Origin of the sequence: Bradyrhizobium sp. WBAH42, assembly GCF_024585265.1 — a bacterium.
Lineage (GTDB): Bacteria > Pseudomonadota > Alphaproteobacteria > Rhizobiales > Xanthobacteraceae > Bradyrhizobium.
This window is the reverse complement of record NZ_CP036533.1, coordinates 1,491,481-1,517,834: the sequence shown is the minus strand read 5'-3', so window position 1 is coordinate 1,517,834 and position 26,354 is coordinate 1,491,481. Positions and strand designations below refer to the sequence as shown.

The following is a 26,354-nucleotide window of genomic DNA, read 5'->3' as shown; positions in this document are numbered from 1 at the left end:
TGCCCACCATTCTCGACTACAATGACGAGATGGTGGGCACGGCGCTGCGCGCCTTTGCCCACCCTACGGCTACGCAGCCTCTCACATCGGCCGATACGTTCTCACATCGGCGGGCACGTTCACCCCGAGCTTGATCTGGCCGACGGAGCGGATGATGTCGTCGCCGAGCAGCTGGGCGAAGCAGGCATAGCCCCAATCGTTCATGTGCAGGCCGTCGGCGATGACGAAGCTCTCGACCGGGATCGACTGGTTCTCGTGCCAGTCGCGCATCACCTCGAAGCGCGGGAAGATGCCGACCTTGCGCAGCTCGGCGACGTTGCCGAGCAGCTTGATCATCTTGCCGGCGCTCTCCTTGCGCTGGTTGACGGCCGGCGAATATTGCGGGTCGACCAGCACGATGTCGGTGCCACCGGCGGCCTGAATGCGGCTGATGCCGTCCTCGACCAGCTTGGCCGTATCGGCGGGATCGAGGTTGCGCAGCACGGCGTTGGTGCCGACCTGCCAGATCACGAGATCCGGATGCACGTCGATCACCTGCGTCTGCAGGCGCTTCATCATCTCGGGCGCATCCTCGCCGCCGACGCCGGCGTTGACGACCGTGATGTCGGCGCTCGGATAGTGACGCCGCAGCTGCGCGGCGAGGCGATTGGGGTAGTTGAACTCCGGCGAGCTCGCGCCGAAGCCCGCGGTCGACGACGAACCGAACGCGACGATGACGACGGGCTGTCCGGCGACGAGCTTGCTCGCGACATGCGGCAGCGAGCCCATCGCCTTGGAGCCGCCCTTCGGCGGCAGGCAAGGCACGCGGCTGAAGATGTCGGCGGCGGACTTCGCGACCTCCTTCACCTTGTCGATGGCGCGCGAGGTGACGCCGCGCGGCTCGGACGACCTCGCGGCGACGGTGGTCTGGGACGGCGCAGCGGGCGCTGGATCAGGTGACTGGGCGGGTGCGGGGGCAGGTTGCGCGGGCGTCTGCGCATGCGAGGCGGGCGTCAGCCATAACAGCGCCGCCGCCGCGGGCACGGCCAGCCATGACGTCAGGCAAAAAGGGCGGAGAGAACTCATTAACGCTAGACCTCAATTTTGCTGCTGGGCCGGCTCCAGGTGAGCAGCGTCAATCACGAACTGTGCCAACGCCCGGCCCAGGCAATCATGGACCTGCTTCGCCAGCTCAGGCCCGCGGGACGGGCTGAACAGGTCGAACTGGCCCTGCTCATTCCACTGCCGCATGATCGCGAAACGATCGAACAGCGGAATGTCGTGCTCCTGCGCAACGACGCGCATGTTGTCGAGAAAAGGCTGCGCCGAGATCATGGTCTCGGTGCGCGGGCTGTATTGCAAATTCATCAAGACGACGTCAGCCCCTGCCTTTTGCAGCGCAACAACCCCGTCGGTCACCGCGCCACGAAATTCGTCGGGATCGATGGATCGGATAGCATCCACGGTCCCGGTCTGCCAGATGACCAAAGTAGGCGTTTTTGCTTCCATCAGCTTAACGAAGCTGGACGCGGTCTCCTCTGCCGTTTTCTTGCTCTGTATTTCTACGGAGACGTGCACGACCTCGGACGGCGGCAGCTTCTCCTTGAGGATCGCCTCCATGCGCGCCGGATAGGAGCTGCCCTCCGAGGAAGGAATCGTGGTCGAGCGGCTGCCGATGACCAGGATATCGAGCGGCTTGCCGGCCTTGACCGCCTCGGCGACCTTGGGCAGCTGGCTTTCGCTGGTCAGCAAATAGGACGGCAATTCGCAGGCCGCAGGCACAGGGGACGCGGCAGACGCGGCATCGCCCGCGCGCGCCGTGGGCGCGGCGAGGCTACCGCATAGCAGGATCAGGCTCAGGAGAACCTTCGCCTTCATCAGCCCCCTCCCGCCAGATCGGCGTTGCCGACGGCGTTTTTGGTTTTCGCACCGCTCTTGTCAGCCACACGCTTGTACCACGAAATGACCCAGGCAACCCCCCACATGATCAGGATTCCGGAGAGGCTAATCAACGCATGCATGGCCGGCCCGCCGGAGACTTCGGCGAGGACGAAATGGCCGGCAAAGGCCAGGAAGACGCCGAGGCAGAAGATCTCGAGCGAATGCTGGCCACATAGAATCAATGGTCGCAGCCAGCGCGATTTCAAGCCCGGCCAATCCCGGGGCAGGAAACGCACGGTGAGCGCGGCCAGCGCCAGGAAATGCGTGAAGCGCAGCACGTCGAGGTCGGTCTTGTCGATCGGATACATCCACTGCTCGATCCGCTTCGGCATGAACTGGGACAGCTGCGGCACGTACCAGGTCAGCGTCACGTAGAACGCCGCGACGAGATAGGCGATCGAGATCCACATCGTCACGGGCGAGGCCAGGATGCGCGACATGCGACGCGCACCTCCGAGCGCGCACCATGCACCGAACACGAACAGCAATTGCCAGGCGAAGGGATTGAAGGCCCAGAACCCGTTCGGATAAGCCGAGAGATAAAGATCGTACTCCCAGGTCACCGCGTAGAGCACGACCGAAAGCCCGAGCGTGACGTCCGGCCGCCATTTCATCGACCACAGGATCAGAGGCAGCGCCAGCATCAGCACGATGTAGAGCGGCAGCACGTCCATGTTGACGGGACGGAAGCGCAGCAGCAGCGCCTGCACGATGGTGACGTCGGGCTGCTTGAGGAAGTCCATGATGCCCATCTCTTCGGTGTAGAGCGGGTTCTCGAACCTGGTCGCCACATAGGAGATCTCGGCGAGAAAGATCGTGAACAGGAAGACGTGGGCGACGTAGATCTGCCAGACCCGGCGCAGGATGCGCGCGGTGGCGATGAGAACGCCGCTCTCGAGCATGGCCCGGCCATAGACGAAGGCAGCGGTGTAGCCGGAGATGAAGATGAAGATCTCGGTGGCGTCGCTGAGGCCGTAATTGCGGATTGTGAACCAGGTCAGCAGACTGGGCGGCAGATGGTCGATGAAGATCAGCCATAGCGCGAGTCCGCGGAACAGATCGAGCCGGAGTTCGCGCTCGCCGATGGCGGGCAGCGTGATGGCTGGCGCAGCGGCGCGCGGCTTGGCGCCCGCGGTTCCTGCGATGGTCGATCCCGTCACTCGGTCGGCAATGGTCATCGGGGCCTGGAAACCGTTCCGCAAATCGCGACGTTGAAGCAGTGTAATGGTCCGGCCGTCGTCTCGCAAAGCGCCCGGATCACATAAGGGTGTCTCCCTCGGTGGTGTGCTTTTCCTCCAATTCTGGCGGGACGATGTCGCCAAGGCCGCCCGTAGGGGGTTTGGTTCCCGGGGCGGATTTCGCTATGATGGCAGCCATGTACCGCGCCGTGACCCGCCAGATCGAAGTGACCGTCGAGCCGAACTTTGTTCCGGAGCAATCGTCGGCCGACCGCTCGCGCTACTTCTGGTCCTACACCATCGTCATCACCAATTCGGGCGAGGAGACCGTGCAGCTCAAGACGCGGCACTGGATCATCACCGATGCCTCCGGCCGCCAGCAGGAGGTGAAGGGCGAGGGCGTGGTCGGCGAGCAGCCGATCCTCGCCCCCGGCGAGCGCTTCGAATACACCTCCGGCGTGCCGCTCTCGACCGCCTCCGGCTTCATGACCGGCCGCTACCAGATGGTCAGCGAAACCGGCGAGCGCTTCGAGATCGACGTGCCCACGTTTTCGCTCGACAGCCCGGACAACAAGCGGGTGTTGAACTAGGGGGCGGACTTCGGTGCCGTAGGGTGGGTTAGCCGAAGGCGTAACCCACCATTGTTTGTATCCGCAGAACCAGAAGAGGTGGGTTACGCTACGCTAACCCACCCTACGATGTCCGAGCGCTTGGCGAATAGCCTCTCCAGCCTCGTCATTGCGAGCGCAGCGAAGCAATCCAGACTGCCACCGCGGAAAGGCTCTGGATTGCTTCGCTGCGCTCGCAATGACGAAGGCGACGCTACGCGTCCTCCGCGCCCGCCTCGTGCGGCGTGAACTGGTACATCGACGAGCAGAACTCGCAGGTGACGACGACCTTGTCGTCCTTGACCATGGCGGCGCGGTCGTCGGGCGAAAAGCTCTTGAGCATCGCGGCGACCGCATCGCGCGAGCAGGAGCACCGCGCCTCGAGCACCTGCGGATTGAACACGCGCACGCCGCGCTCGTGGAAGAGGCGATAGAGCAGCCGCTCGCCGGAGAGCTCGGGATCGATCAGCTCGACGTCTTCGACGGTTTCGATCAGCGAGCGCGCCTCGACCCAGGCATCGTCTTCGGTGACGCTGTGCACCTCGGTGCCGTCGGGGGCATCGCCGGGATGCAAGTCCGCCTGCCGCGCGCGCTCCGGCGCCTTCGGCAGAAACTGCATCAGCATGCCGCCGGCGCGCCAGCGATGCTTGCCGCCGTCGCTCGAGCGCCACTCCTCGCCGACCGCGAGTCGCACACGCGTCGGGATCTGCTCGGAGCGCAGGAAATATTCATGAGCAGCATCTTCCAGGCTGCCGCCATCGAGCGCAACCAAGCCCTGGTAGCGGCTCATGTCGGGGCCCTGGTCGATGGTCATGGCGAGATGGCCGCGACCGAGCAGCGTGCCGGAATCTTTTGCCGTGCCCAGGCGCGAGGCATCAAACCGCGCATAGGCGCGCAGACGGTCCGGGGTCTTGTAGTCGACCACCAGGAACGACACCGGGCCATCAGTCTGGGCCTGAAGAATGAAGCGGCCTTCGAATTTGAGCGCCGAGCCGAGCAGCGTGGTCAGCACGATAGCCTCGCCGAGCAGCTTGCCGACCGGCGCGGGATAATCGTGCTTGGTGAGGATGTCGTCGAGCGCAGGGCCAAGCCGCACCAGGCGCCCGCGCACGTCGAGCGCGTCGACCTCGTAAGGCAGCACGGCGTCATCGACCGGAACCGATGATGGCGCGCGAACCGGGCCTTCAGGCCCGGTATTCATGTCAGGAGATTGGAAAACCATGGCGCATTATCTGGGGTCGGTGGGCGGAAATGGAAGGGGAACGGCCGCATTCCGTCGTCCTCAGAACGACGGGCCGCGCAGCCCGGATGGAGCGCAGCGTAATCCGGGGAGATCATTCCGCACGCTGAGAACCCCGGATTTCGCTGCGCTCCATCCGGGCTTCAGAAAGGCTACTTCACCGCGTCGAAGCACCAGGCCAGAATTCCCTTCTGCGCGTGCAGGCGGTTTTCGGCCTCGTCGAACACGACCGATTGCGGGCCGTCGATCACTTCATCCGTGACCTCCTCGCCGCGATGGGCCGGCAGGCAGTGCATGAACAATGCATCCGCCTTGGCCAGCGACATCAGCTTGGCATTGACCTGGTAGGGCTTGAGCACGTTGTGACGGTGCTCGCCCTCCTTGTCGCCCATCGACACCCAGGTGTCGGTGACGACGCAATCGGCGCCGCGCACCGCGGCCTCGGGATCGGTGCCGAGCACGATCGGCGCGCCCGTCGCCTTGATCCAGTCCCGCATGACCTTTTTCGGTGCGAGCTCCGGCGGCGTTGCGACATTGAGCTGGAATTTGAAGCGCTCGGCGGCATGGGCCCAGGACGCCAGCACGTTGTTGTCGTCGCCGGTCCAGGCCACCGTCTTGCCCTCGATCGGGCCGCGATGCTCCTCATAGGTCATGAGGTCGGCCATCACCTGGCAGGGATGCGAACGCCGCGTCAGGCCGTTGATGACGGGCACCGTGGCGTTGGCCGCAAGCTCCAGCAGCGCATCGTGATTGAGGATGCGGATCATGATGGCGTCGACATAGCGCGACAGCACCCGCGCGGTGTCGGCGATGGTCTCGCCGCGTCCGAGCTGCATCTCGGCGCCGGTGAGCATGATCGCCTCGCCGCCGAGCTGGCGCATGCCGACGTCGAACGAGACGCGGGTGCGGGTGGAGGGACGCTCGAAGATCATCGCCAGCGTCTTGCCTTCGAGCGGCCTGACCGGCTGCTGCGCCTTCTGCTTCGCCTTCATGGCGGAAGAGGCGGCGAGCATGCTCTTGAGCTCCGACAGCGGCAGCTCGTTGATGTCCAGGAAGTGCTTTGGAGCTTTGTTGGGCGTCGTGCTCATCAGCTTGCCGCCCGCTTGGTCTGACTGGAGGAGATCGCCGTGCAGGCGCGTTCGAGCCGGCCGACGCTGTCCTCGATCTCCGCTTCGGTGACGATCAAGGGCGGCAGGAAGCGCACGACATTGTCGCCGGCCCCGACGGTGAGCAGCTTTTCGGCGCGCAGCGCCGCGACGAGATCGCCCGAGGGCACCACGGCCTTGATGCCGATCAGGAGGCCCTCGCCGCGCACCTCGCTGACGACATCGGGGTGACGATCGATCACGGAGGCGAGCTTCTGCTTGAGCAGCAGCGACATCTTCTGCACGCGGTCGAAGAAGCCGGGCTTGAGCATGACGTCGAGCACGGCGTTGGCAGCCGAGATCGCGAGCGGATTGCCGCCGAAGGTGGAGCCGTGCGAGCCGGGCCCCATGCCGGCGGCCGCATCAGCGGTCGCCAGCACCGCGCCGATCGGGAAGCCGCCGCCGAGCGCCTTGGCGAGCGACATCACGTCCGGTGTGACGCCGGTGCGCTTGTAGGCAAAGAGCTCGCCGGTGCGGCCCATGCCGGTCTGCACCTCGTCGAAGGCGAGCAACAGGCCGCGCTCGTTGCAGAGCTCGCGCAGCGCCTTCAGGAAGGCCGGAGGTGCAGCACGAACGCCACCCTCGCCCTGGATCGGCTCGATGAGAATGCCGGCGGTGTGCGGGCCGATCGCCTTCTTCACGGCGTCGAGGTCGCCGTGCGGCACCTGATCGAAGCCGTCCATCGGCGGACCGAAGCCCTCGAGATATTTCGCAGACCCGGTGGCGGCGAGCGTCGCCAGCGTGCGGCCATGGAAGGCGCCTTCGAAGGTGATGATGCGATAACGCTCCGGATGGCCCTTGGAGAAGTGATGATGGCGGACGAGCTTGACCACACCTTCCAGCGCCTCGGCGCCGGAATTGCAGAAGAACACGAAGTCCGCGAAGCTCTCATTGCAGAGGCGGCTTGCGAGCTTCTCGCCATCGGGGCTCTGGAACAGGTTCGACATGTGCCAGAGCTTCGTCGCCTGCTCCTGCAACGCCTTGACCAGCGCGGGATGAACGTGGCCGAGCGCATTCACCGCCACGCCCGAGGTGAAATCGAGATAGCGATCGCCATTGGCCGCGATCAGCCAGCAGCCTTCGCCGCGCTCGAAACCGAGGTCGGCCCTGGCGAAAACGGGGAGCAAATGCGGCGCGGCGCTGTTAGTCATGACGTCACTTGAATGTTGCGGACGGTGTGAGGCACGCATTGCGCAACGCACCATTGACCGGCCCCGGAAAACGAAACGTGCCGCCTTTTAAGGGCGGCACGTGGCACTATCTTATGCCTGGAAAGACGGGTGTCAATGCCGCCCGGAAAGCCTCGCGAAACGCTGAATCCGTAGTCTTGCGGTGCCGATTTTGCGGGTTTTTCACCACGGAACATGTGGAAGCGAGTCGGCGGACTCTTGCGCGGGAGTCACGCCATATTGTAGCGTTTGGACTGTCAGATACGACATCTCGTGCAGCAGTTCTGATCCCAAAAGTCCTCATGTACCGGCGTAAACGTTCGGGCGTCTTGAGCGCGCCCGGCGAGCCTTAAGGGATTCTGGCGGCACGGGTTTTTCAAGGCTTTAGGCAATCGCGGCGAAGGCTCCAGGATGGCAGGCGCGCTGCGAGGGAAAGGGTGCAATGACGGTTTTGACCTGGTCCGATGATCGCGTCGAGCAGCTGAAGAAGCTCTGGGAGGCCGGACTTTCGGCCAGCCAGATCGCGGCGGAGCTCGGCAATGTGACCCGCAATGCCGTGATCGGCAAGGTGCACCGGCTCGGCCTGTCCGGCCGCGCCAAGAGCCCTTCATCGGCAGCGCCGCGGCCGCGCAAGGCACGGCCCGCGCAGCACATGATGCGCGTGACGCGACCCGTTGCGCGCGGCAACACCGCGCTGGCGCAGGCCTTCGAGGTCGAGGTGGAAGCCGAGCCGGTCACCTACGACAACGTGGTGCCGATGAGCCAGCGCCTGTCGCTGCTGGAATTGAACGAGGCGACGTGCCACTGGCCGGTCGGCGATCCATCGAGCCCGGATTTCTTCTTCTGCGGCGGCAAGGCGCTCTCGGGCCTGCCCTACTGCGCCCAGCATTCGCGCGTGGCCTATCAGCCCGCAGCGGACCGCCGTCGCGCACCGGCGAAGCCGAGCACGCGCTGAGCTTGCGGAATTAGTTGATCGCCGAGATTACAGCCGTCACACGATGACGGCGCCACCTACTCAGTGTCATCCCCGCGAAGGCGGGGATCCATAACCACAGGGCGCGATCGTTGCGCGAGATGGTCACGCCGAGTCATCGTCAAACCACGTCCCGTGGTTGATCGCGACGAGCGCAAGCGCTCGCGCTGAGATCCCGGGCTCGCGCTGCGCGCGCCCCGGGATGACGGTTGAGGGTGTAGCCGCAGCTCACCACACCAACAGCTCGCAGATCTTACGTCTGCTCGGCCTTCGCGAAGCGATCATCCAGCGCGTAGCCGGCGCCGCGGACGGTGCGGATCGGGTCCTGCTCGCGGCCGAGATTGAGCAGCTTGCGCAGGCGGCCGATATGGACGTCGACGGTACGCTCATCGATATAGATGTCGCGGCCCCAGACGCTATCGAGCAGCTGCTCGCGCGAGAACACGCGGCCGGGATGCTCCAGGAAGAACTCCAGCAGGCGATATTCGGTCGGGCCGAGATCGATCGGCCGACCCGAGCGCGCCACGCGGCGCTTGTCGCGGTCGAGCTCGATGTCGCCATAGGCGAGCACGGTGGCGAGCCGCTCGGGGCTGGCGCGCCTGAGCAGACCCTTCACGCGCGCGAGCAGCTCCGGCACCGAGAACGGCTTGACGATGTAATCGTCGGCGCCGGTTGCGAGGCCCCGTACCCGCTCGCTCTCCTCGCCGCGCGCGGTGAGCATGATGATCGGCAGCTGCTTGGTCTCGGGACGGGTCCGAAGCCGCCGGCACAGCTCGATGCCCGACAGGCCCGGCAGCATCCAGTCGAGCACGATCAGATCGGGAATGTGCTCCTTGAGGCGGGTGTCGGCGTCGTCGCCGCGCATCACCGTCTCGACGTCATAGCCGTCGCCTTCGAGGTTGTAGCGGAGAAGCTCGGTGAGAGCTTCCTCGTCCTCTACCACCATAATGCGTGCGCCCATGTTGTCGTCGCTCCTTAGGTATTCGGCACCGTCGTGGCGAAGGTCGTCATGTCGCCCTTCGGCCGCTTGTCGGTGATCGCCTGGCCCTCGATCATGTAGAACACGGTCTCGGCGATGTTGGTGGCATGGTCGCCGATCCGCTCGATGTTCTTGGCACAGAACATCAGGTGGATGCAGAACGAGATATTGCGCGGATCCTCCATCATGTAGGTGAGGAGCTCGCGGAACAGCGAGGTGCAGATGGCGTCGACCTCCTCGTCGCCCTTCCACACCGCCATCGCCGCCGGCAGATCGTGCGCGGCATAGGCGTCGAGCACGCTCTTGACCTGCTGCTGCACGAGGTCGGTCATGTGCTCCAGGCCGCGGAACAGCTTGAGCGGATGGAAATCCGTCTCCAGCGCCGCGACGCGCTTGCCCATGTTCTTGGCAAGATCGCCGATGCGCTCGAGATCGGTCGCAACGCGCATGGCGCCGACGATCTCGCGCAGGTCGACGGCCATCGGCTGGCGGCGGGCGATGGTGAGCACGGCGCGCTCCTCGATGCGCTTCTGCAGCGCGTCGAGATCGGCGTCGGTGGTGACGACGCGCTGGCCGAGTGCCACGTCGCGGCGGATCAGCGCGTCGACGGAATCGACGATCATGCGCTCGGCGATGCCGCCCATCTCGGCGACCAGGCGAGTGAGCTCCTGAAGGTCGCTGTCAAAGGCCTTTACGGTATGTTCAGAACCCATATTCCGTCTCCTCAGCCGAACCGGCCGGTGATGTAATCCTGCGTGCGCCGATCGCTCGGCGACGTGAAGATCTTGCTGGTGTCGTCGAACTCGATCAGCTCGCCGAGATACATGAAGGCGGTCTTGTCGGAGACGCGCGCCGCCTGCTGCATGTTGTGGGTGACGATCGCGATCGTGTAGTTCTCGGACAATTCCTGGATCAGTTCCTCGACCTTGGCGGTCGAGATCGGGTCGAGCGCCGAGCAGGGCTCGTCGAACAGGATCACCTCGGGCCGCACCGCGACGGTGCGGGCGATGCAGAGGCGCTGCTGCTGGCCGCCGGAGAGCGACAGGCCGGAGGCATTGAGCTTGTCCTTGACCTCGTTCCACAGCGCGCCGCCGCGCAGAGCCTTCTCAACGCGGTCGTCCATCTCCGACTTCGAGATCTTCTCGTACAGACGAATGCCGAAGGCGATGTTCTCGTAGATCGTCATCGGGAACGGCGTCGGCTTCTGGAACACCATGCCGACCCGGGCCCGCAACAGGTTGAGGTCCAGCTTGGCGTCGAGGATGTTGGTCTGGTCGAGCAGCAGCTGGCCGGTGGCGCGCTGGCCCGGATAGAGGTCGTACATCCGGTTGAAGATGCGCAGCAGGGTCGACTTGCCGCAGCCCGACGGGCCGATGAACGCCGTGACGCGGTTGGTGCCGAGCGTCAGATTGATGTTCTTCAGCGCGTGGTGCTCACCGTAGTAGAAATTCAGGTTGCGCGCGGTGACCTTGGCGGGCGCCTCGGGCAGCGGCTGCGAGCCGGGATGAACGGTCGGCGCGCTGACGGAAACAGACATTTCACTCATTTTGCAGTCCTCTCGGCGCCAAGGATGCGCGCGCCAATGTTCAGGGCAAGCACGGTCAGGGTGATGAGCAGCGCGCCGCTCCAGGCGAGTTGCTTCCAATATTCGTAGGGGCTCTGCACGAAGTTGTTGATGGTGACAGGTAGGTTCGCCATCGTCTTGTTCAGGCCGAGGCTGAAGAACTGGTTCGACAGCGCCGTGAACAACAGCGGTGCGGTCTCGCCCGCGACGCGGGCGGTCGCCAGCAGCACGCCGGTGATGAGGCCGGAACGCGCGGCACGATAGGCGATGCGCTTGATCACCAGCGAGCGCGGCAGACCGAGCGCAGAGGCCGCCTCGCGCAGCGGATTCGGCACCAGCAGCAGCATGTCCTCGGTGGTGCGCACGACGACCGGGATCACGATGACGGCGAGCGCGAGGCTGCCCGCGATCGCCGAGAAGCCGCGCATCGGCACCACCACCGCCCCGTAGATGAACAGGCCGATGATGATCGAGGGCGCCGACAGGAGAATGTCGTTGATGAAACGGATCACCGAGGTCAGCTTGTCGTTGCGGCCGTATTCGGCAAGATAGGTGCCGGCGAACAGGCCGAGCGGCGCGCCGATGCCGACGCCGATCACGGTCATGATCAGTGAGCCGACGATGGCGTTGAGCAGACCGCCTTCGTTCGATCCGGGCGGCGGCGTGTTCTCGGTGAAGACCTGGAGGTTGAGCCCGGCCAGGCCGTTGTAGAGCAACGTCATCAGGATCAGCGCGAGCCAGGTGACGCCGAACGCAGCGGCTGCGATGCAGAGTCCGCGAATGACGATGTCCCAGCGGCGGCGGCGCGAATAGATCGGGTTCATGGCTTCACTTCCCCGCCTTGGTTTCCAGGCGCAGCAGCATCAACCGGGCGGCCGCGAGCACGAAGAACGTCAGCACGAACAGCAGGAGGCCGAGCAGGATCAGGCCGGACTGGTGCAGGCCGTCGCTCTCGGCGAACTCGGATGCGATCGCGGCCGAGATCGTGGTGCCCGGGGCGAAGATCGACGAGGAGATCCGGAACGAATTGCCGATGATGAAGGTCACCGCCATGGTCTCGCCCAGCGCGCGGCCCAGCGCCAGCATGACGCCGCCGATGATGCCGACGCGGGTGTAGGGGATCACGACGCTGCGGACGACTTCCCAGGTGGTGCAGCCGACGCCATAGGCGGCTTCCTTCAGCACCGGCGGCACCGTCTTGAACACATCGACCGAGATCGAGGTGATGAAGGGCAGCACCATGATGGCGAGGATCAGGGCGGCGTTGAACAGGCTGAGATAGGACGGGGGACCCGCGAAGATCGCGCCCAGCACGGGAACACCGTCGAACACCCTGATCATGAAGGGCTGGAAGGTGTTGGCTAGGAACGGGCCGAGCACGAAGAAGCCCCACATGCCGTAGATGATCGAGGGGATGCCGGCGAGCAGCTCCACCGCCATGCCGATCGGGCGGCGCAGCCATTGCGGGCAGAGCTCGGTGAGGAAGATCGCAATGCCGAGACCGACGGGAATGGCGATCAGCATCGCGATGAAGGAGGTGACGAGCGTGCCGTAGATCGGCCCGAGCGCGCCGAGCACCGGCGGATCGGCGGAGGGCGCCCAGCGCTGCGTCCACAGGAAGGAGATGCCGTATTCCTTGATCGCCGGGAACGCACCGACGATCAGCGAGATGATGATGCCGCCGAGGATCAGCAGCACCGAGATCGCGGACAACCGCGTGATCCAGTAGAAGGTGACGTCGCCGAGCTTGAACGCGCTCAAGGCCTTGGCGCGATCATATGGACCGGCAGCATCAATCACATTGCTCTCGACAGCCATCTCAGCCACGCCGATCCCCTGTGCCCGTTTTATATACGCTTGTTGTTGGTGGCGGTCCCGTGCCCCGGATGCGGTGCAGCGCGAAGCGGTGCGCCGCTGATCCGGGGCCTGGTGCTTGTGGGTCCCGGCTCTGCGGAGCGGCACACTGGACGATGCTTCGCATCGCCAGGGCCGCACCGCGTCCGGGACACGAGAGCTCTACTTAGCTCTTGATCTCGGCAGCCCAGGTCTTCTCGATCAGCTGGACGACGCTGTCCGGCATCGGGATATAATCGAGCTCTTCAGCCGCCTTGCCGCCGTTCTTGAAGGCCCAGCGGAAGAACTTGATGGCTTCCTGCGAGGCCGCCTTGTCGGTGGCGGACTTGTGCATGAGGATGAAGGTCGCCGCCGTGATCGGCCAGGACTTCTCGCCGGGCTGGTCGGTCAGGATGACGTAATAGCCGGGTGCCTTGGCCCAGTCGGCGTTGGAGGCGGCCGCCTGGAAGGCCTCGACGGTCGGCTGCACCGGCTTGCCGGCCTTGTTGACGAGACCGGTGTAGGTCAGCTTGTTCTGCTTGGCATAGGCGTACTCGACGTAACCGATCGAGTTCTTGGTCTGGCTGATGTTGCCCGACACGCCTTCGTTGCCCTTGGCGCCGACGCCGACCGGCCACTCGACCGCGGTGCCCTCACCGACCTTGCTCTTCCAGTCCGCGCTGGCCTTGGAGAGGTAGTTGGTGAAGTTGAAGGTGGTGCCCGAACCGTCCGAACGGCGGACTACGGTGATCGCCTCCGAGGGCAGCTTCGCGTTCGGATTGAGCTTCTTGATCGCGGCATCGTCCCACTTGGTGATCTTGCCGAGATAGATGTTGGCCAGGGTCTCGCCGTCGAACACCAGCTCGCCGGGCTTCACGCCCTCGAGGTTGACGACAGGGACGATGGCGCCCATCACCATCGGCCACTGGACGAGGCCGTCCTTCTCGAGCTGCTCGGCCTTGAGCGGCGCGTCGCTGGCGCCGAAGGTCACGGTCTTGGCCTGGATCTGCTTGATGCCGCCGCCGGAGCCGATCGACTGATAGTTCAGACCGTTGCCGGTCTCCTTTTTGTAGGCGTCAGCCCACTTCGAATAGATCGGGAACGGGAACGTCGCGCCGGCACCCGTGATGTCGGCAGCAAAGGCTGCCGTCGCCGATGCGGCGACCAAGCCAGCAGCGACGAGAGTTTTGAGGAAATTCATGCTGGTCTCCATACAGGGGAGCGAAGCGCCATCCGCGCCCGATCGCGCTCCCCGTGCCGCCCGTTTAGGAGCGGTCGGCTGTGCTTTTACGAAGGTTTCGTGACAGCTGGATGACACAGTCAACCGACTGAAATCGCTTGATTTTTGGGTCTAAGCCGGCGTCTTGGCCTGGGGAAAACAGGCGGTAAAAGTGGCGCCCTGCCGGGGCACGCTTTCGATCAGAAGCCGACCGCGATGACGGTTAAGAATATGTTTCACCAGCGATAATCCGAGCCCGGTGCCGCCCTGCGAGCGGCTGTCGCCGACATCCACCCGGTAGAAGCGCTCGGTCAGCCGGGGCAGGTGCTCGGGCGCGATGCCAGGGCCGAAATCGCGGACCATGACCCGGATTTCCTGAGTTCCATCAGTGGCCGCGCTCGATGTCAGCGACACGATGACGCGTCCGCCCGAGGCGCCATATTTGAGCGCGTTCTCGATCAGGTTCTCGAACAGGCGGAGCAGTTCCTCCCGGTCGCCCGCGATCATCACCGGCGGCTCCGGCAGGTGGATGTCCACCTCGACCTGACGCTCGCGCGCCAGCGGCTCGAGCCCGTCGGCGACCTGGCGGATGATCGGGACGAGATCGACCAGGGTGTCCGGCCGGACATGGGCCGACAGCTCGACCCGCGACAGCGACAAGAGATCGTCGATCAGGCGCGCCATGCGCGTCGCCTGATTGTGCATGATGCCGAGGAAGCGCTCGCGCGCCTTGGGATCGTCCTTGGCCTGACCCTGGAGCGTATCGATGAAGCCCGACAGCGCCGCCAGCGGCGTGCGCAGCTCGTGGCTGGCATTGGCGACGAAATCGGCCCGCATCTCCTCGACCCGCCGCAACGGCGTCTGGTCGTGGAAGGTCATCAGCATGCATTTGTCAGTGCCGCCGAAGCTGGTCGGCACCGGTACCGGCGTGATGATCAGCTCCATCCAGCGATCGACCGGAACATGATCGAGATAGGTCGCGCGCCGCGGCTCGGTGGTCGCGATGGCCTCGCGCAGCGCGGTGATGATCTCCGGCGAGCGCAGCGCGAACTGGGCGAGCTCGTTCCGGCGCAGCGCCGGCGCGAGCTGGGCGGCCGCGGCATTGAGGTGGACGACGCGGCCGGCGCGGTCGAGCAGCACCGCCGGATCCGGCATGCCGGCAACCACCGCGGCCACCGCCGCGCTCTCAACCGGGTTGATGCGCCTGACGTCGTCGCGGGAGGCGGCGGGATCGTGCAGCCGCCACGGGATCAAGGCGGCCGCCGCGATGCAGAGAAACACGATTGCGGCGTGCAGCGCCGACAATTCGCCGAGCGAGACCACGACGGACAGCGCCAGCGCCGCGGCGATCAGAATGATGGTCGAGTGCCGCAGCCGGTCGGACCAGGGCTGGGCGGAGGGAGAAGAGGGGGCGTCGATCGCCATCGGGGCGGGCTTCTCCTGGGGGCTGTCCTTAAGGACCTGACACCGGTCAGGCGCCGCTGTCGCTGCGCTCTCTCACATAGGCGGCTTCAGGCGCAGGACCAGGGTCCAGCTTGAGCGCCGCCTGTTGCAACCGCTTCGATCGGGCGCCGATGATAACTTCTCGAAACGTCAGCAAGATTACAGATAGGACGAACGGAGACAGATAATAGAGGACGCGGAACAGCAGCATGCCGCCCAGGAGCTCCTCCCGGTCCATCTGCCAGAGGCCGACCAGCATGGCGGCGTCGAACACCCCCAAGCCCCCGGGCGAATGGCTGGCGAAGCCGAGCAGGGTCGCCGAGACGAAGATCACCGCGACCACGACGAAGCCGAGATTGGGCTCGTCCGGGACCAGCACGTACATCGCCAGCGCGCAGAAGCCGAGATCGACGATGCCGATCGCGATCTGGAGCAGCGTCAGCGGGCCGCCCGGCAGCACCACGGTCCAGGGGCCGCGGCCGACCACCCGCGGCTGGGTCCAGACCCAGACCACATAGCCGATCAGCGCCACGATGATCATCAGCGCCAGCGTCCGGTTCAGCCAGGCCGGCAGCTGGTCGATCGAGGCCGCCGCCTCCGGATGGTAGGAGATGCCGAGGCCGAGCACGGCGGCATTGCCCAGCCAGAACGTCAGGCCGGCGAGAAAGCAGATCTTTGCGACGTCGATCGCGTTCAGCCCGTAGGCCGAATAGATGCGGTAGCGCACCGCACCGCCAGTGAAGACGGATGCGCCGACATTGTGGCCGATCGAATAGCTGGTGAAGGCCGCGAGCGCGTTGATGCGATAGGGCACGTGGGCATGGCCGATCGCGCGCGTGGCGAAGAGGTCGTAGAAGGTCAGCGTGAAATAGCCCGCAGCGACGAACAGCGCCGCCATCGCAATCTGGCTCGGCTCGGTACTCTTGATCGCTTCGAGGACCTCGTTGAAATCGATGCCCCGCAGCATGTGGTAGAGCACATAGCAAGCGATGCCGATGACCGCGATGCTGATCACAACTCCAAGCTTATGCAGGATTTGCTTCTGGCGCAGAAACGTCGTCACCCTGCGTATGGCTTCCAGCATCTAGACCTCGAACAACGCTTCAACGGCCAGGGTGGCCGGCGGACAGGCGGACGCGCAGGCATTCAACGAACCCGCGCTGCCGGCGCCGGCATCGCGCATGCCCCCCGCCCCTCCACTAGCGCGTTTTCGGCCGAAGTGGAATTCGGCAATTCGAACAAAAACGCGTGCCTTCAATATTTTAGGCAGGGTTGCGGCTCCCGGTGCAGGGGTTGGCGCTTTCGGCGGCAAGGCCTGGCGCGAATCTCCATGGCGATCCTGCGCAGGGGCCATGAAGTTTTGATGATTTCGGCCGCACAATGTTCCGTCACGCCTTAAGCCGACGTCAATCTATGGGGCCCGCCCGCCTGTTGAAAGAGGGGGCAATCCCGGCATCGTTCCCGGATTTTCCGATGCGCCGGAACGTCGCGGGCTCCAGACCGCACTCAAGGCGCGGTCAAATAGCCGCGGCCATAGGCGCTGGCCTGATCCTCGAAGATCGCCATGGCCGTGGTCATCCGCCTGAAGCCCAGGCGTTCGTAAAAGCCTTCCTTGCCCGGCACGGCGTAGAGGATGATCTTGCGATGGCCGCGGCAACGCGCAAGCAGACGTTCGATCATGTCGCGGCCGAGACCCCGCCCCTGATGGTCCGGGTGCACTGCGACATCACAGAGATAGGCGCAGTCGCGGCCATCGGCGAGTACGCGGCCTGCGCCGACGAGGCGCCCCTGCTCATAAGCGAAGGTTCGAAACATGCTGTTGCCAAACACGAGCGCGAGATCGGCCGGTGTCTTGGTGCCGAGCGGTGCGATGCGGTAGAGCGCGGACAGCTCATCCCAGTCGACACCGGCGAGATCGTCGGACCAGACAATCGACATCGCAAAAGCCTCCCCGGCTCAGTCCCGGGCGGCATTGACGGCCGCCACGATTTCGTCGCCGTCAGGAAAATGACCTTTGCTGCGGCTGGCGACAATCCGGTCGCCGAGCTTCACCTGGAAAACGCCGCCCTTGCCGGGGACGAGATCCGATTCCAGCCCCAGCTGCCGGCGCAACGCCGCGGCCGCCTCCTTGGCGCGCTTCTCATATCCACACGGCCGGCAATAGATGATGGTCACGTCGGACATATCATCCTCCTTCAGGCCGCAAGCTGCGGACGCACCGCTTCGATGCCGGCGATCCAGCCGCCGACCGATCGGCCGATCGCATCGGGGTGATCCTCCTGGAGGTAGTGTCGACCGGGCCCGAGGCGGACGAGCGCGCAGTGCTGCAGCGAGGCCGCGAACGTCTCGGCAAATGCGGGAGTGACGACGGCTCCCGGCTCGCCCGCGAACAGTAGCTTTGGATAGGCGGACGCTTTCAGCGACGCATGAGCCGATTGCAGCGCGTAATAGACATCGGCGGGCTCGCCGGCGATCGGCAATTCACGCGGGAATGCAAGAACGGGACGACGGCTGTCCGGCGTCGGAAAAGGCTCGCGATAAGGCGCCATCTCGTCTTCGCTCAAACTTCGCATGATGCCGCCGGGCAGCACGCGTTCGACGAAGGCGTTCGCCTCGAGGACCATGGCCTCCCCCTCGCCTTGCGTCCTGAATTTTCGGAAAGTTTCGCGCGCAGCTTCCGCCTGGTGAAAATCCTGCCAGGTCGGCATCGGCCGGATGAACTCCATGAAGGCGAGCCCGCGCACGAACGCCGGCCGACGCGCCGCAAGATGAAATGAAAGGGCCGTGCCCCAGTCCTGCGCAACGAGATAGGCCGAATTGATTCCGAGCTCTTCGATCAACGCGTCGAGATAGCGGACGTGGTCGAAGAAGCGATAGGCGATATCGGGTTTGCCGGACCGGCCGAAGCCGATGAGATCGGGCGCGATGCAATGCGCCACCGGCGCCACCAGCGGCAGGATGTTTCGCCAGATATGGGACGACGTCGGATTGCCGTGAAGAAAGAGCGCGACCGGCGCATCCTTCGCGCCCGTCTCGCGATAAGCCATCGTGCTTCCCAGCACGGAGGCGCTGCGGATCTGAATCTCGGCTTGCTGGCTCATGTCGGCTCCTTGAAGACGGTCTTGAAGGCGATGGTCTTGAATCGCTCGAGCGCGCGGGGCGTGCGGTCGACCTTCATGCGCAGGATCGCGCCCTGCCAGGACGCGAGCAGGAAGTCGGCAAGCTCCTCGGGCTCGAATTCGGAATCGATCTCGCCGCTTTCCTGCGCCTCGCTGATGCAGGCCGCGAACGGCATGCGCCACTCGGCAAATATTTCGGCGAGGCGGGTGCGCAGCAGTTCGCTGCTGCCGGCCGCTTCCAGACTGAGATCGCCGATGAGGCAGCCGCGTCCGTATCCGTCGGCTTCGAGGCGGCCGGTGATGATGTCGAGATAGCGTTTGAGCCGCGCCCGCGGCGTCAGCGAGGCGTCTTCAAGGGCCTCCGCCACCAATTCCTTCGTGATCTCGAAATAGCGGTCGAGCACCTCCGAAGCGAACGCTTCCTTGGAGCGAAAATGATTGGTGAAGGACCCCTGCGGGGCGCCCGCCGCGGCGGTGACATCGCGCACGCTGGTGCCGTGATAGCCGGTCCGGAACATGACCTTGAGGCCGGCGTCGAGGATGGCGTCTTTGAGCGAGGGCTTGGGCATGAGCAAATAATACGTACGTACGTATTATTGTCAAGTGCAGCTTTTCCCGGCTCTTCATGACCTCGCTGGGGGAGAAAGCGGGCTCGGCGGCGCGGCTTCAGCCTGCCCGCATGCTGCGCGCGACCACGCGATCGCGCAGCCAGGCGCCGATGGTGCAGCCGACGAGGTAACAGGCGAACATGATCAGGCCGAGGTCGAGCCAGTAACCGAAGCGGCCGGGGACCACATGGGCGAGGGAGGCCGCGACCAGGACGGCGGCAAGCACGGCGAGCCAGCGCGCGGTCACCTTCGAAGTGCCGTTGCCGCGCTGGACCACCGAGATCCAGCCCATGCAGAAGCCCAGCAGCAGCGAGCCGATCAGCCAGCCCAGATGGAACGAGACGAGATAGGGCATCGTCACCTCACCAGAAATTCGATGCGGCGGTTCTGCGCCTTGCCTTCATCGGTGTCGTTGCCGGCGACGGGCTGCGTGCTGCCATGGCCGACCGCGGTGAAACGGCTGGCCGGCAGGCCCGCTCTGACCAGATAGTCGATCACTGCTTGAGCGCGCTTTTCCGAGAGAGCCTGGTTGAAGGAATCCTCGCCATCGGCGTCGGTATGTCCGGCGACCTCGATATTGGTGGTGGGGCAGCGCAGCGCCGTCTCGATGAGACGATCGAGGATGCCGGCCGAATCGGGATCGATGTCCGCGCGCTTGTTGGCGAAGCGGATCTTGCCCTTGGTCAGAAGCTCCGAGAACAATTGCTGGCACACGGTACCGTCGACCGGGCCTGCGGCGGGCTTCACCGTGATCTCCGGCTTGTATTGCCAGTTCTTCGGGAAGTCCTTGCCGAGGCCTGCGCGGATCTCGTTGGCGGCGCCTTCGTAGAGCGCATCGCCCGAGAGCTTCACCTCGCGGTCGGAGACGACGAGCGTGCCGGTCGACAGCCGCGACAGCGCGCCGAGCGCGGCGACGACGGCCGTGTTGAAGGAGCCGGGTGCGCCGATGCTGGCCTTGAGATTGTCGACGACCTTTTCGGTGAAGAACTTTCGCGAGGCGCTGGTGGCAATTGCGGCGTGGACGTTGTTGTCAGGAACGTAGCCGGTGAGCGTCACCGTCGCAGCTACCGGATCCTTGTAGGCCTGGAAGATGTAGGGCGGCGCCTTGATCTCGTTGGCGGCGATCGAAAAGCCCTCGGGCAGGTTCTTCAGCGCAGCCGCGATTGCCTCGCGGCCGCCGAGCTCGCGCGCCATGCCCGACAGGTTGACCTTGGTGTCCGTGATCGTGATCTTGCCGTCCTTCAGCTTGCCGATCTGATCGAGCAGCAGCATCGCGGCGGCCTCGAACCGCGGTGGCGCCCCGCGCGCCAGCCCCATCTGGTCGGCGACTTCGACGCCGCCGACTTCCTTTCGGGCCGCCTCGGTCAGCCGACCCTTCATCGACGGCAGCGGCGCGGAGCCCGACAGCGTCACCCGCACCACGTCGCGCTCGGCGTTCCAGACGAAGGGCTTGGCCTCAGGAACGAGACGGGTCCGGTCGTCGACCAGCCGCACGCCGGGCACGGTTTCGACAGCCATCACCGCGTCGCGGCGCCCCTCCTCGGAGAAGGCGTCCGCGGCCAGGCTGACGTCGCGGCCGTCAACCGCGATCCGGGTCTTGTCCAGAACGGTGTCCTTCAGCGCAGCCGAGCTGCGGGCCGACAGATCGGCCTCGACCGGTAAGGTGTTATTCCAGGCCGCAAATCCCCACATGACGGCAAGGGGGATGAGCCCCGGCCACCATTTACCGGCCCACGAGAAAAGCTTCTGCATTCGACGACCCGAACTCTGGAAACGGAGACAAAACAAACCCTTGGCAGGCTGTCAAACCGGAAATGGCACTGTTCCGAAGGCCCGGGTGGGACAATTGGAATAACTTTTTCTTCAAGGGTTCTTCCGTAAGTTGAGGGCGGAATGCCAAAGTCCCCCACCCGGTCATGAAACAACTGCGTAACAACGTCATCCGCGCCGGGCTGGGAGCTCTCTATTTCAGCGGGGCGCACCACCTGTTGCGCCCGCTTTTGTCGGGCGTCGGCGCCATTTTCATGCTGCACCACGTGCGGCCGGCGCGCGAGGCCGCGTTCCAGCCGAACCGGCATCTCGAGGTCACCCCAGAATTCCTGCGCGCCACGCTGTGCCATTTGCGCTCGCGCGACATCGACATCGTCAGCATGGACGAGCTGCATGAGCGGCTGGTGGAAGGCCGGTTCGACCGCCGCTTCGCCGCCTTCACCCTCGACGACGGTTATCGCGACAATCTGCATTACGCCCTGCCGGTGCTGCGCGAATTTGACGCGCCGCTGGCGGTCTATGTCGCAAGCGATTTTGCCGACGGGACCGGGCGATTGTGGTGGACGGCGCTGGAGGCCGTGATCGCCAAGACCGACCAGATCGACGTCCAGATCGGCAATTCCGCGCTGCGGCTCGATGCGACCACGATTGCGGCGAAGCAGGCGGCGTTCGACCGCCTGCACGACTGGCTGCGCGCGCTGCCGGGCGAGCACGATCTTGCGCGCGAGATCGGGGCGCTGTGCACGGCCTACGGCGTCGACATGGAAGCGCTGTGCCGCAGCTTCTGCCTGTCCTGGGCCGAGCTCAAGTCCTTTGCCGCCGATCCGCTGGTCACGATCGGCGCGCACAGCGTCAGCCATTGCAATCTCGCCAAGCAGGCGGAAGACATCGCCGCGCAGGAGATGGCCACGAGCCGCGCGCGGATCGAGCAGGTGCTGGAGCGCCCCGTGCTGCACCTCGCCTATCCCTATGGCGACCGCGACGCCGCGGGCGCGCGCGAATTCGCCCTTGCCGCATCCGCCGGCTTCAAGACCGCGGTGACGACACGGCCCGGCATGCTGTTCGCGGAGAGCGCCGACTACATGACCGCGCTGCCCCGCGTCTCGCTCAACGGCAATTATCAGGACGCGCGGATCTTGCCGGTGCTGACCTCGGGCGCCGCGACAGCGATGTGGAACGGCTTCCGTCGCATCGCGGCGGCGTAGGCCTCATTCTGCACACGTGAGGGCAAGCGCGCCCTTCCTTGACTCCCCTCCCCGCTCCGCCCACAACCAGCGGCAACCAAGGGAGGAACACATGTTCAACGATCTGTTCTCGCTCCAAGGGCGCATCGCGCTGGTGACCGGCGGCTCGCGCGGCATCGGCAGGATGATCGCGGCGGGATTTCTCAGCGCCGGCGCGGCGAAGGTCTACATCACCGCGCGCAAGGCCGGACCGTGCGAGGAGACCGCCAAGGAGCTCAGCGCGCAATATGACGGCGAATGCATCGCGCTGCCGATCGACATTTCGAGCATCGAAGGCTGCAACAGGCTCGCCGGCGAGATCATCAGGCTGGAGCCCAGACTCGACATCCTCGTCAACAATGCCGGCGCGGCCTGGGGCGCCGAGTTCGACGAATTCCCGGAGAGCGGCTGGGACAAGGTGATGAACCTCAACGTCAAGGCGCCGTTCTTCCTGACCAAGGCGCTGGCCGGCCCGTTGCGCGCGGCGGCAAGCGCAGAGCGGCCGGCGAAAGTGATCAACATCGCCTCGATCGACGGTATCTTCGTCAATCCGATGGAGACCTACTCCTACGCCGCGAGCAAGGCCGGGCTGATCCATCTGACCCGGCGCATGGCGGTGAAGCTGATCCCCGACCATGTCGTGGTCAGCGCCATCGCCCCGGGGCCATTCAAATCCGACATGAACCGCGCCGCGCGCGATCACGGCGACGAGGTCGCAACGCGCGTGCCCGCGGGTCGCATCGGCACCGATGAAGACATGGCGGGCGCTGCGATCTATCTCGCCTCGCGCGCGGGCGACTACGTTGTCGGCAACACCATCGCGGTGGACGGCGGCATCGTCTATGCGAATGCGGGGATCAAGGGCAGCGGATGGGATAGCTGAAGGAGGCGATCGGTACTCCGCTCTCGCCTCATACTCCGCTGTCATGCCCCGGCTTGACCGGGGCATCCAGTACGCCGCGGCCTCGCGGCTCTATGACGACAGTCTCTGGAATACTGGATCGCCCGGTCAAGGCCGGGCGATGACAGTGAGTGCGTGGCGCGGCCATCGCATCTCGCTAGCAGCCGTTACGACTCGATCTTCACGTACTCGAAATCGCCGGGCTTGTTGTCGATGCCGACTTTCGGCGGCGAGATCCAGGAGGCGAACTGGCCGGTCTCGGTGACGGGCTGCATCAATGACGTGATGAAGTCACCGTCGCTGGCCGACGGCAGCCATTCGTCCTTGCGCTTGGCCCAGGTGGCATCGTCGATCAGAATGCCGTCGGGCGTCGCATGCACGTCCTTGAACTCGCCGATGTGGCGATGGAAGGCGACATTGGGCAAGGTCAGCTTGAAGTCGTAGCCCGCGGTCGAGATCACCTTGTTCCAGCGCAGCATACCCTTGACGCAATCCTGGCTGTAATCGTCGCGCAGGCGCATGTTGAGCGCGGTCAGCGCCGGCTCGTCAACCAGCTTGACCTCGCCGTTGATCAGCTTGAGCACCGGATAGGTGGAGTTCTTGAGCTGATGATCGTCGTCGATCTGGGTCTCGTGATAGCGGCCCTTGATGCCGGCGTTGAAGGCGTTGGCCGCGTTGGTCGAGACCTCCGAGCCGAACAGGTCGAGCGAGAGCGTATAGTGCAGGTTCAGCTTCTTCTGGATGGTCGGGAGATCGATGACGCCGAGCGCGCGGACCTTCGCGATGTCCGTGGGATCGGTGATGCCGGCCGCCTTCATCGCATCGCAAGTGCGCTGCACGACGCGGGTGATGCCGGTCTCGCCGACGAACATGTGGTGCGCTTCCTCCGTCAGCATGAAGCGGCAGGTGCGCGACAGCGGATCGAAGCCGGACTGCGCCAGTGAGTGTAGCTGCATCTTGCCGTCGCGGTCGGTGAAATAGGTGAACATGAAGAAGGACAGCCAGTCCGGCGTCGCCTCGTTGAAGGCGCCCAGCATGCGCGGCGCGTCGGCGTCGCCGGAGCGGCGGCGCAAGAGATCGTCGGCTTCCTCGCGGCCGTCGCGGCCGAAATATTTCTGCAGCAGGTAGACCATCGCCCAGAGATGGCGGCCTTCCTCGACATTGACCTGGAACAAATTGCGCATGTCGTAGAGCGAGGGCGCGGTCTTGCCGAGATGGCGCTGCTGCTCGACCGAGGCCGGCTCGGTGTCGCCCTGGATCACGATCAGGCGGCGCAGCATGGCGCGATGCTCGCCCGGGACTTCCTGCCAGGCCGGCTCGCCATAATGCTCGCCGAACGGCACGACGCGGTTCTCTTCCTGCGGCGCAAGGAGAATGCCCCAGCGATATTCGGGCATGCGGACGTAATCAAACTTGGCCCAGCCACGCGGATCGACCGAGTACGCCGTGCGCAAATAGACCAGCGATTCCTGGAAACCCTCAGGCCCCATGTCGCTCCACCAGTCCATGTAGCCGGGATGCCAGCCTTCCAGCGCTTTCAGCACCTGGCGGTCTTCGGCGAGATTGACGTTGTTGGGTATCTTGGTCGAGTAGTCGACGTTCATGATGTTCATGTTCATGGCCGTGCTCCTTGGTCTGTCCCGTGTCCCGGACGCTGCGAGCGCGAAGCGGTGCGCTGCAGAGCCGGGACCCATCGTCTGGTCGCTCTGGGTCCCGGTTCTGCGCAGCGGCATTGCATGCCGCAGCGCGCCCGGGACAGGATCGTCATTAAACCCGCGTCATATCGAATTTCGGCTTCTGGCCGCTGCCGTAGCGGCGCAGCGCGCCTTCCTCGCCGACGGCGTTCGGGCGCTGGAAGATCCAGTTCTGCCAGGCGGTGAGGCGGGCGAAGATCTTCGATTCCATCGTCTCGGGGCCGACGAAGCGCAGGCTCGCTTCCATGCCGGTGAGGCTGTCGGGCGAGAAGCTGGCGCGCTCCTCGAGAAACACGCGGACCTCGTCGTCCCAATCGATGTCGTCGAGCGCGAAGGTGACGAGGCCGAGCTCTTCGGCCTGCTCGGCATCGAGGCTGGTGCCGAGCGTCGCTTCCGCGCGCTCCAGATCGGACGGGTCGGCCTGGAAGCGCGATTGCAGCCGCGTCAGGCCATGGCTCATCGGATACGGGCCGAAATTCATCGCGGACAGTTCGATCGAGGGCGGCGGGCGGTTGTCGCCCTGGCGCGTGCCGATCAACATGTAGGAGCGGTCGGCGGCGAAGACGAGCTCGGCGAGCGTGCCGGCAAAGCAGGAGCCGGGCTCGACCAGCGTCACCAGCGTGCGCGAGGTGACGTCGACGCGCTTGAGCACGCGCTTCCAGTAATGCCTGATCTCGTTGACCAGCCAATGCGCCTTGTTGGCTTCGAGGAAAGCATCGCTGGCGAGCACATGGGCGCGGTCGCCATGGCTCTTGAAGACGAGCATGGCGATCTCGAGCTCGTTGATGCGTAAGTGCAGGATGGCGTCGTCGAGCTCGCGCGCCACCTGCAGCGGCCAGAACGAGGCGCCTTGCGCCATCATGCCGTCGATGTCGGCGGGCGGCGCGGTCTCCGGCGCCTTGATGGAGATGGTGGCGATGCGGGCGGTGCGATCGATGTCGACGGTGACGAGGCCGTAGCGGATGCTGTTTTGGTCGATCAGACGCTTGAGCGGCGTCAGCGCGATGCCCTTGCCGCTGCCCTTGCGGGTCGAGGCCGCCGCAAACTCCTCGGCGCGCTCGGCGATCTTGGCCTCGAGCTTGGAGTTCGGCGCGATCTCGTCGACGAGGCGCCATTGCACGGCGCGCTTGCCCTTCACGCCTTCCTCGATGGTGCAGAAGACATCGGCGTGATCGCGGCGCACCTTGCGCTTGTCGACGACGCGCGTCAGACCGCCGGTGCCCGGCAGCACCGCGAGCAGCGGCACTTCGGGCAGCGCTACGGCGGACGAGCCGTCGTCGGCGAGGATGATGTGATCGGTCGCGAGCGCCAGCTCATAGCCGCCGCCGGCGGCGGAGCCGTTCACGACGGTGATGAAACGCTGGCCGGAATTCTCCGAAGAATCTTCCATGCCGTTGCGGGTCTCGTTGGTGAACTTGCAGAAGTTCACCTTGTGGGCATGCGTGGAGCCCGCGAGCATGCGGATGTTGGCCCCGGCGCAGAACACGCGGTTCTTGGCCGAGCGCAGCAGGACGACCTTCACCTCGGGATGCTCGAAGCGCAGGCGCTGGACCGCGTCGGCCAGCTCGATGTCGACGCCGAGATCGTAGGAATTGAGCTTGAGCAAATAGCCCTCGAACAGGCCGCCATTCTCGTCGACGTCCATGGTCAACGTCGCGACGTCGCCCTCGACCGCGAGCTTCCAATGCTTGTAGCGGGACGGTTCGGTCTGGAAATCGATGAATGTCGCGCCGCCTGCGAGGCGCCGATCTTCCCCGGCCATGAGCCA

26 protein-coding genes are annotated in these 26,354 nt (G+C 65.0%); 4 read left to right on the top strand and 22 right to left on the bottom strand.

Translation table 11 applies throughout. The annotated features are described in order from the left end of the window. Positions 1-81: 81 nt before the first annotated feature. From DCG74_RS07065 to DCG74_RS07055, 3 genes are read right to left on the bottom strand one after another with little or no spacing between them, the layout of a single operon-like run. Positions 82-1,065, bottom strand: a complete 984-nt coding sequence (locus DCG74_RS07065; protein WP_172786114.1) for an SGNH/GDSL hydrolase family protein — start codon at positions 1,063-1,065, stop codon at positions 82-84. A gap of 12 nt (positions 1,066-1,077) precedes the next feature. Further along, positions 1,078-1,857 (bottom strand): SGNH/GDSL hydrolase family protein, encoded by a 780-nt coding sequence (locus DCG74_RS07060; protein ID WP_172786115.1) that lies wholly within the window; start codon positions 1,855-1,857, stop codon positions 1,078-1,080. Then, positions 1,857-3,098 (bottom strand): OpgC domain-containing protein, encoded by a 1,242-nt coding sequence (locus DCG74_RS07055; protein ID WP_172786116.1) that lies wholly within the window; start codon positions 3,096-3,098, stop codon positions 1,857-1,859. Before DCG74_RS07055 ends, DCG74_RS07060 begins: the two co-directional genes overlap by 1 nt. A gap of 197 nt (positions 3,099-3,295) precedes the next feature. Here DCG74_RS07055 and apaG point away from each other — a divergent pair, with 197 nt between their 5' ends. After that, positions 3,296-3,688, top strand: coding sequence for a Co2+/Mg2+ efflux protein ApaG (gene apaG, locus DCG74_RS07050; protein WP_024337101.1), 393 nt, complete (start codon positions 3,296-3,298; stop codon positions 3,686-3,688). A 232-nt stretch (positions 3,689-3,920) separates the two neighbouring features. Here the strand turns inward: apaG and DCG74_RS07045 are convergent, their stop codons facing one another. From DCG74_RS07045 to DCG74_RS07035, 3 genes are all read right to left on the bottom strand, one after another. Next, entirely contained in the window at positions 3,921-4,928 is a 1,008-nt protein-coding gene (locus DCG74_RS07045) for an Hsp33 family molecular chaperone (RefSeq protein ID WP_172786117.1), read from the bottom strand. 170 nt (positions 4,929-5,098) lie between these two features. Then, the gene (argF, locus tag DCG74_RS07040; RefSeq protein WP_172786118.1) at positions 5,099-6,034 is read right to left on the bottom strand and encodes an ornithine carbamoyltransferase; all 936 of its coding nucleotides are present in this window, start codon (positions 6,032-6,034) and stop codon (positions 5,099-5,101) included. Beyond that, the gene (locus tag DCG74_RS07035) at positions 6,034-7,242 is read right to left on the bottom strand and encodes an aspartate aminotransferase family protein (protein WP_172786119.1); all 1,209 of its coding nucleotides are present in this window, start codon (positions 7,240-7,242) and stop codon (positions 6,034-6,036) included. Before DCG74_RS07035 ends, argF begins: the two co-directional genes overlap by 1 nt. 460 nt (positions 7,243-7,702) lie before the next feature. Between DCG74_RS07035 and DCG74_RS07030 the strand changes: the two genes are divergently transcribed. Further along, on the top strand, positions 7,703-8,215 hold the full coding sequence (locus DCG74_RS07030) for a GcrA family cell cycle regulator (protein WP_025033426.1): 513 nt from the start codon (positions 7,703-7,705) through the stop codon (positions 8,213-8,215). Between the two features lie 271 nt (positions 8,216-8,486). Here DCG74_RS07030 and phoB read toward each other — a convergent pair whose 3' ends face one another. From phoB to DCG74_RS06960, 14 genes are all read right to left on the bottom strand, one after another. Beyond that, positions 8,487-9,194, bottom strand: coding sequence for a phosphate regulon transcriptional regulator PhoB (gene phoB, locus DCG74_RS07025; protein ID WP_008143479.1), 708 nt, complete (start codon positions 9,192-9,194; stop codon positions 8,487-8,489). Positions 9,195-9,208: 14 nt separating this feature from the next. Beyond that, complete coding sequence (gene phoU / locus DCG74_RS07020) at positions 9,209-9,925, bottom strand: phosphate signaling complex protein PhoU (protein ID WP_025033425.1); 717 nt, start codon at positions 9,923-9,925, stop codon at positions 9,209-9,211. Between the two features lie 11 nt (positions 9,926-9,936). Then, entirely contained in the window at positions 9,937-10,758 is an 822-nt protein-coding gene (gene pstB / locus DCG74_RS07015; RefSeq protein ID WP_172786120.1) for a phosphate ABC transporter ATP-binding protein PstB, read from the bottom strand. After that, on the bottom strand, positions 10,755-11,600 hold the full coding sequence (pstA, locus tag DCG74_RS07010) for a phosphate ABC transporter permease PstA (protein ID WP_172786121.1): 846 nt from the start codon (positions 11,598-11,600) through the stop codon (positions 10,755-10,757). Before pstA ends, pstB begins: the two co-directional genes overlap by 4 nt. A gap of 4 nt (positions 11,601-11,604) precedes the next feature. Beyond that, positions 11,605-12,594 (bottom strand): phosphate ABC transporter permease subunit PstC, encoded by a 990-nt coding sequence (pstC, locus tag DCG74_RS07005; RefSeq protein WP_172786229.1) that lies wholly within the window; start codon positions 12,592-12,594, stop codon positions 11,605-11,607. Positions 12,595-12,796: 202 nt separating this feature from the next. Further along, positions 12,797-13,810: a phosphate ABC transporter substrate-binding protein PstS gene (pstS, locus tag DCG74_RS07000; RefSeq protein ID WP_172786122.1), complete on the bottom strand. Its 1,014-nt coding sequence runs from the start codon at positions 13,808-13,810 to the stop codon at positions 12,797-12,799. 150 nt (positions 13,811-13,960) lie between these two features. Then, entirely contained in the window at positions 13,961-15,253 is a 1,293-nt protein-coding gene (locus DCG74_RS06995) for an ATP-binding protein (RefSeq protein WP_172786123.1), read from the bottom strand. Positions 15,254-15,299: 46 nt separating this feature from the next. Beyond that, positions 15,300-16,355, bottom strand: coding sequence for a lysylphosphatidylglycerol synthase domain-containing protein (locus tag DCG74_RS06990; RefSeq protein ID WP_172786124.1), 1,056 nt, complete (start codon positions 16,353-16,355; stop codon positions 15,300-15,302). Positions 16,356-16,777: 422 nt separating this feature from the next. Then, positions 16,778-17,209, bottom strand: a complete 432-nt coding sequence (locus DCG74_RS06985) for a GNAT family N-acetyltransferase (RefSeq protein WP_172786125.1) — start codon at positions 17,207-17,209, stop codon at positions 16,778-16,780. Between the two features lie 18 nt (positions 17,210-17,227). Further along, complete coding sequence (locus DCG74_RS06980; protein WP_172786126.1) at positions 17,228-17,455, bottom strand: SelT/SelW/SelH family protein; 228 nt, start codon at positions 17,453-17,455, stop codon at positions 17,228-17,230. A gap of 11 nt (positions 17,456-17,466) precedes the next feature. Then, a complete protein-coding gene (locus DCG74_RS06975) occupies positions 17,467-18,372 on the bottom strand; it encodes a haloalkane dehalogenase (protein WP_172786127.1) in 906 nt (301 codons plus the stop codon). After that, positions 18,369-18,959 (bottom strand): TetR/AcrR family transcriptional regulator, encoded by a 591-nt coding sequence (locus DCG74_RS06970; RefSeq protein ID WP_172786128.1) that lies wholly within the window; start codon positions 18,957-18,959, stop codon positions 18,369-18,371. The genes DCG74_RS06975 and DCG74_RS06970 overlap by 4 nt, the downstream gene beginning before the upstream one ends. A gap of 97 nt (positions 18,960-19,056) precedes the next feature. After that, a complete protein-coding gene (locus DCG74_RS06965; protein ID WP_172786129.1) occupies positions 19,057-19,353 on the bottom strand; it encodes a hypothetical protein in 297 nt (98 codons plus the stop codon). Between the two features lie 2 nt (positions 19,354-19,355). Next, entirely contained in the window at positions 19,356-20,750 is a 1,395-nt protein-coding gene (locus DCG74_RS06960; protein ID WP_172786130.1) for an OmpA family protein, read from the bottom strand. Between the two features lie 164 nt (positions 20,751-20,914). Here DCG74_RS06960 and DCG74_RS06955 point away from each other — a divergent pair, with 164 nt between their 5' ends. Together DCG74_RS06955 and DCG74_RS06950 are read left to right on the top strand one after the other, a co-directional pair. Further along, on the top strand, positions 20,915-21,973 hold the full coding sequence (locus tag DCG74_RS06955; RefSeq protein ID WP_172786131.1) for a polysaccharide deacetylase family protein: 1,059 nt from the start codon (positions 20,915-20,917) through the stop codon (positions 21,971-21,973). Between the two features lie 91 nt (positions 21,974-22,064). Beyond that, positions 22,065-22,874 (top strand): SDR family oxidoreductase, encoded by an 810-nt coding sequence (locus tag DCG74_RS06950; protein WP_172786132.1) that lies wholly within the window; start codon positions 22,065-22,067, stop codon positions 22,872-22,874. Between the two features lie 185 nt (positions 22,875-23,059). On the opposite strand, the gene boxB is transcribed toward DCG74_RS06950, so the two are convergent. Next, the gene (gene boxB / locus DCG74_RS06945) at positions 23,060-24,511 is read right to left on the bottom strand and encodes a benzoyl-CoA 2,3-epoxidase subunit BoxB (protein WP_172786133.1); all 1,452 of its coding nucleotides are present in this window, start codon (positions 24,509-24,511) and stop codon (positions 23,060-23,062) included. A gap of 148 nt (positions 24,512-24,659) precedes the next feature. Continuing rightward, positions 24,660-26,348, bottom strand: coding sequence for a 2,3-epoxybenzoyl-CoA dihydrolase (gene boxC / locus DCG74_RS06940; protein WP_172786134.1), 1,689 nt, complete (start codon positions 26,346-26,348; stop codon positions 24,660-24,662). Between the last annotated feature and the right edge of the window lie 6 nt (positions 26,349-26,354).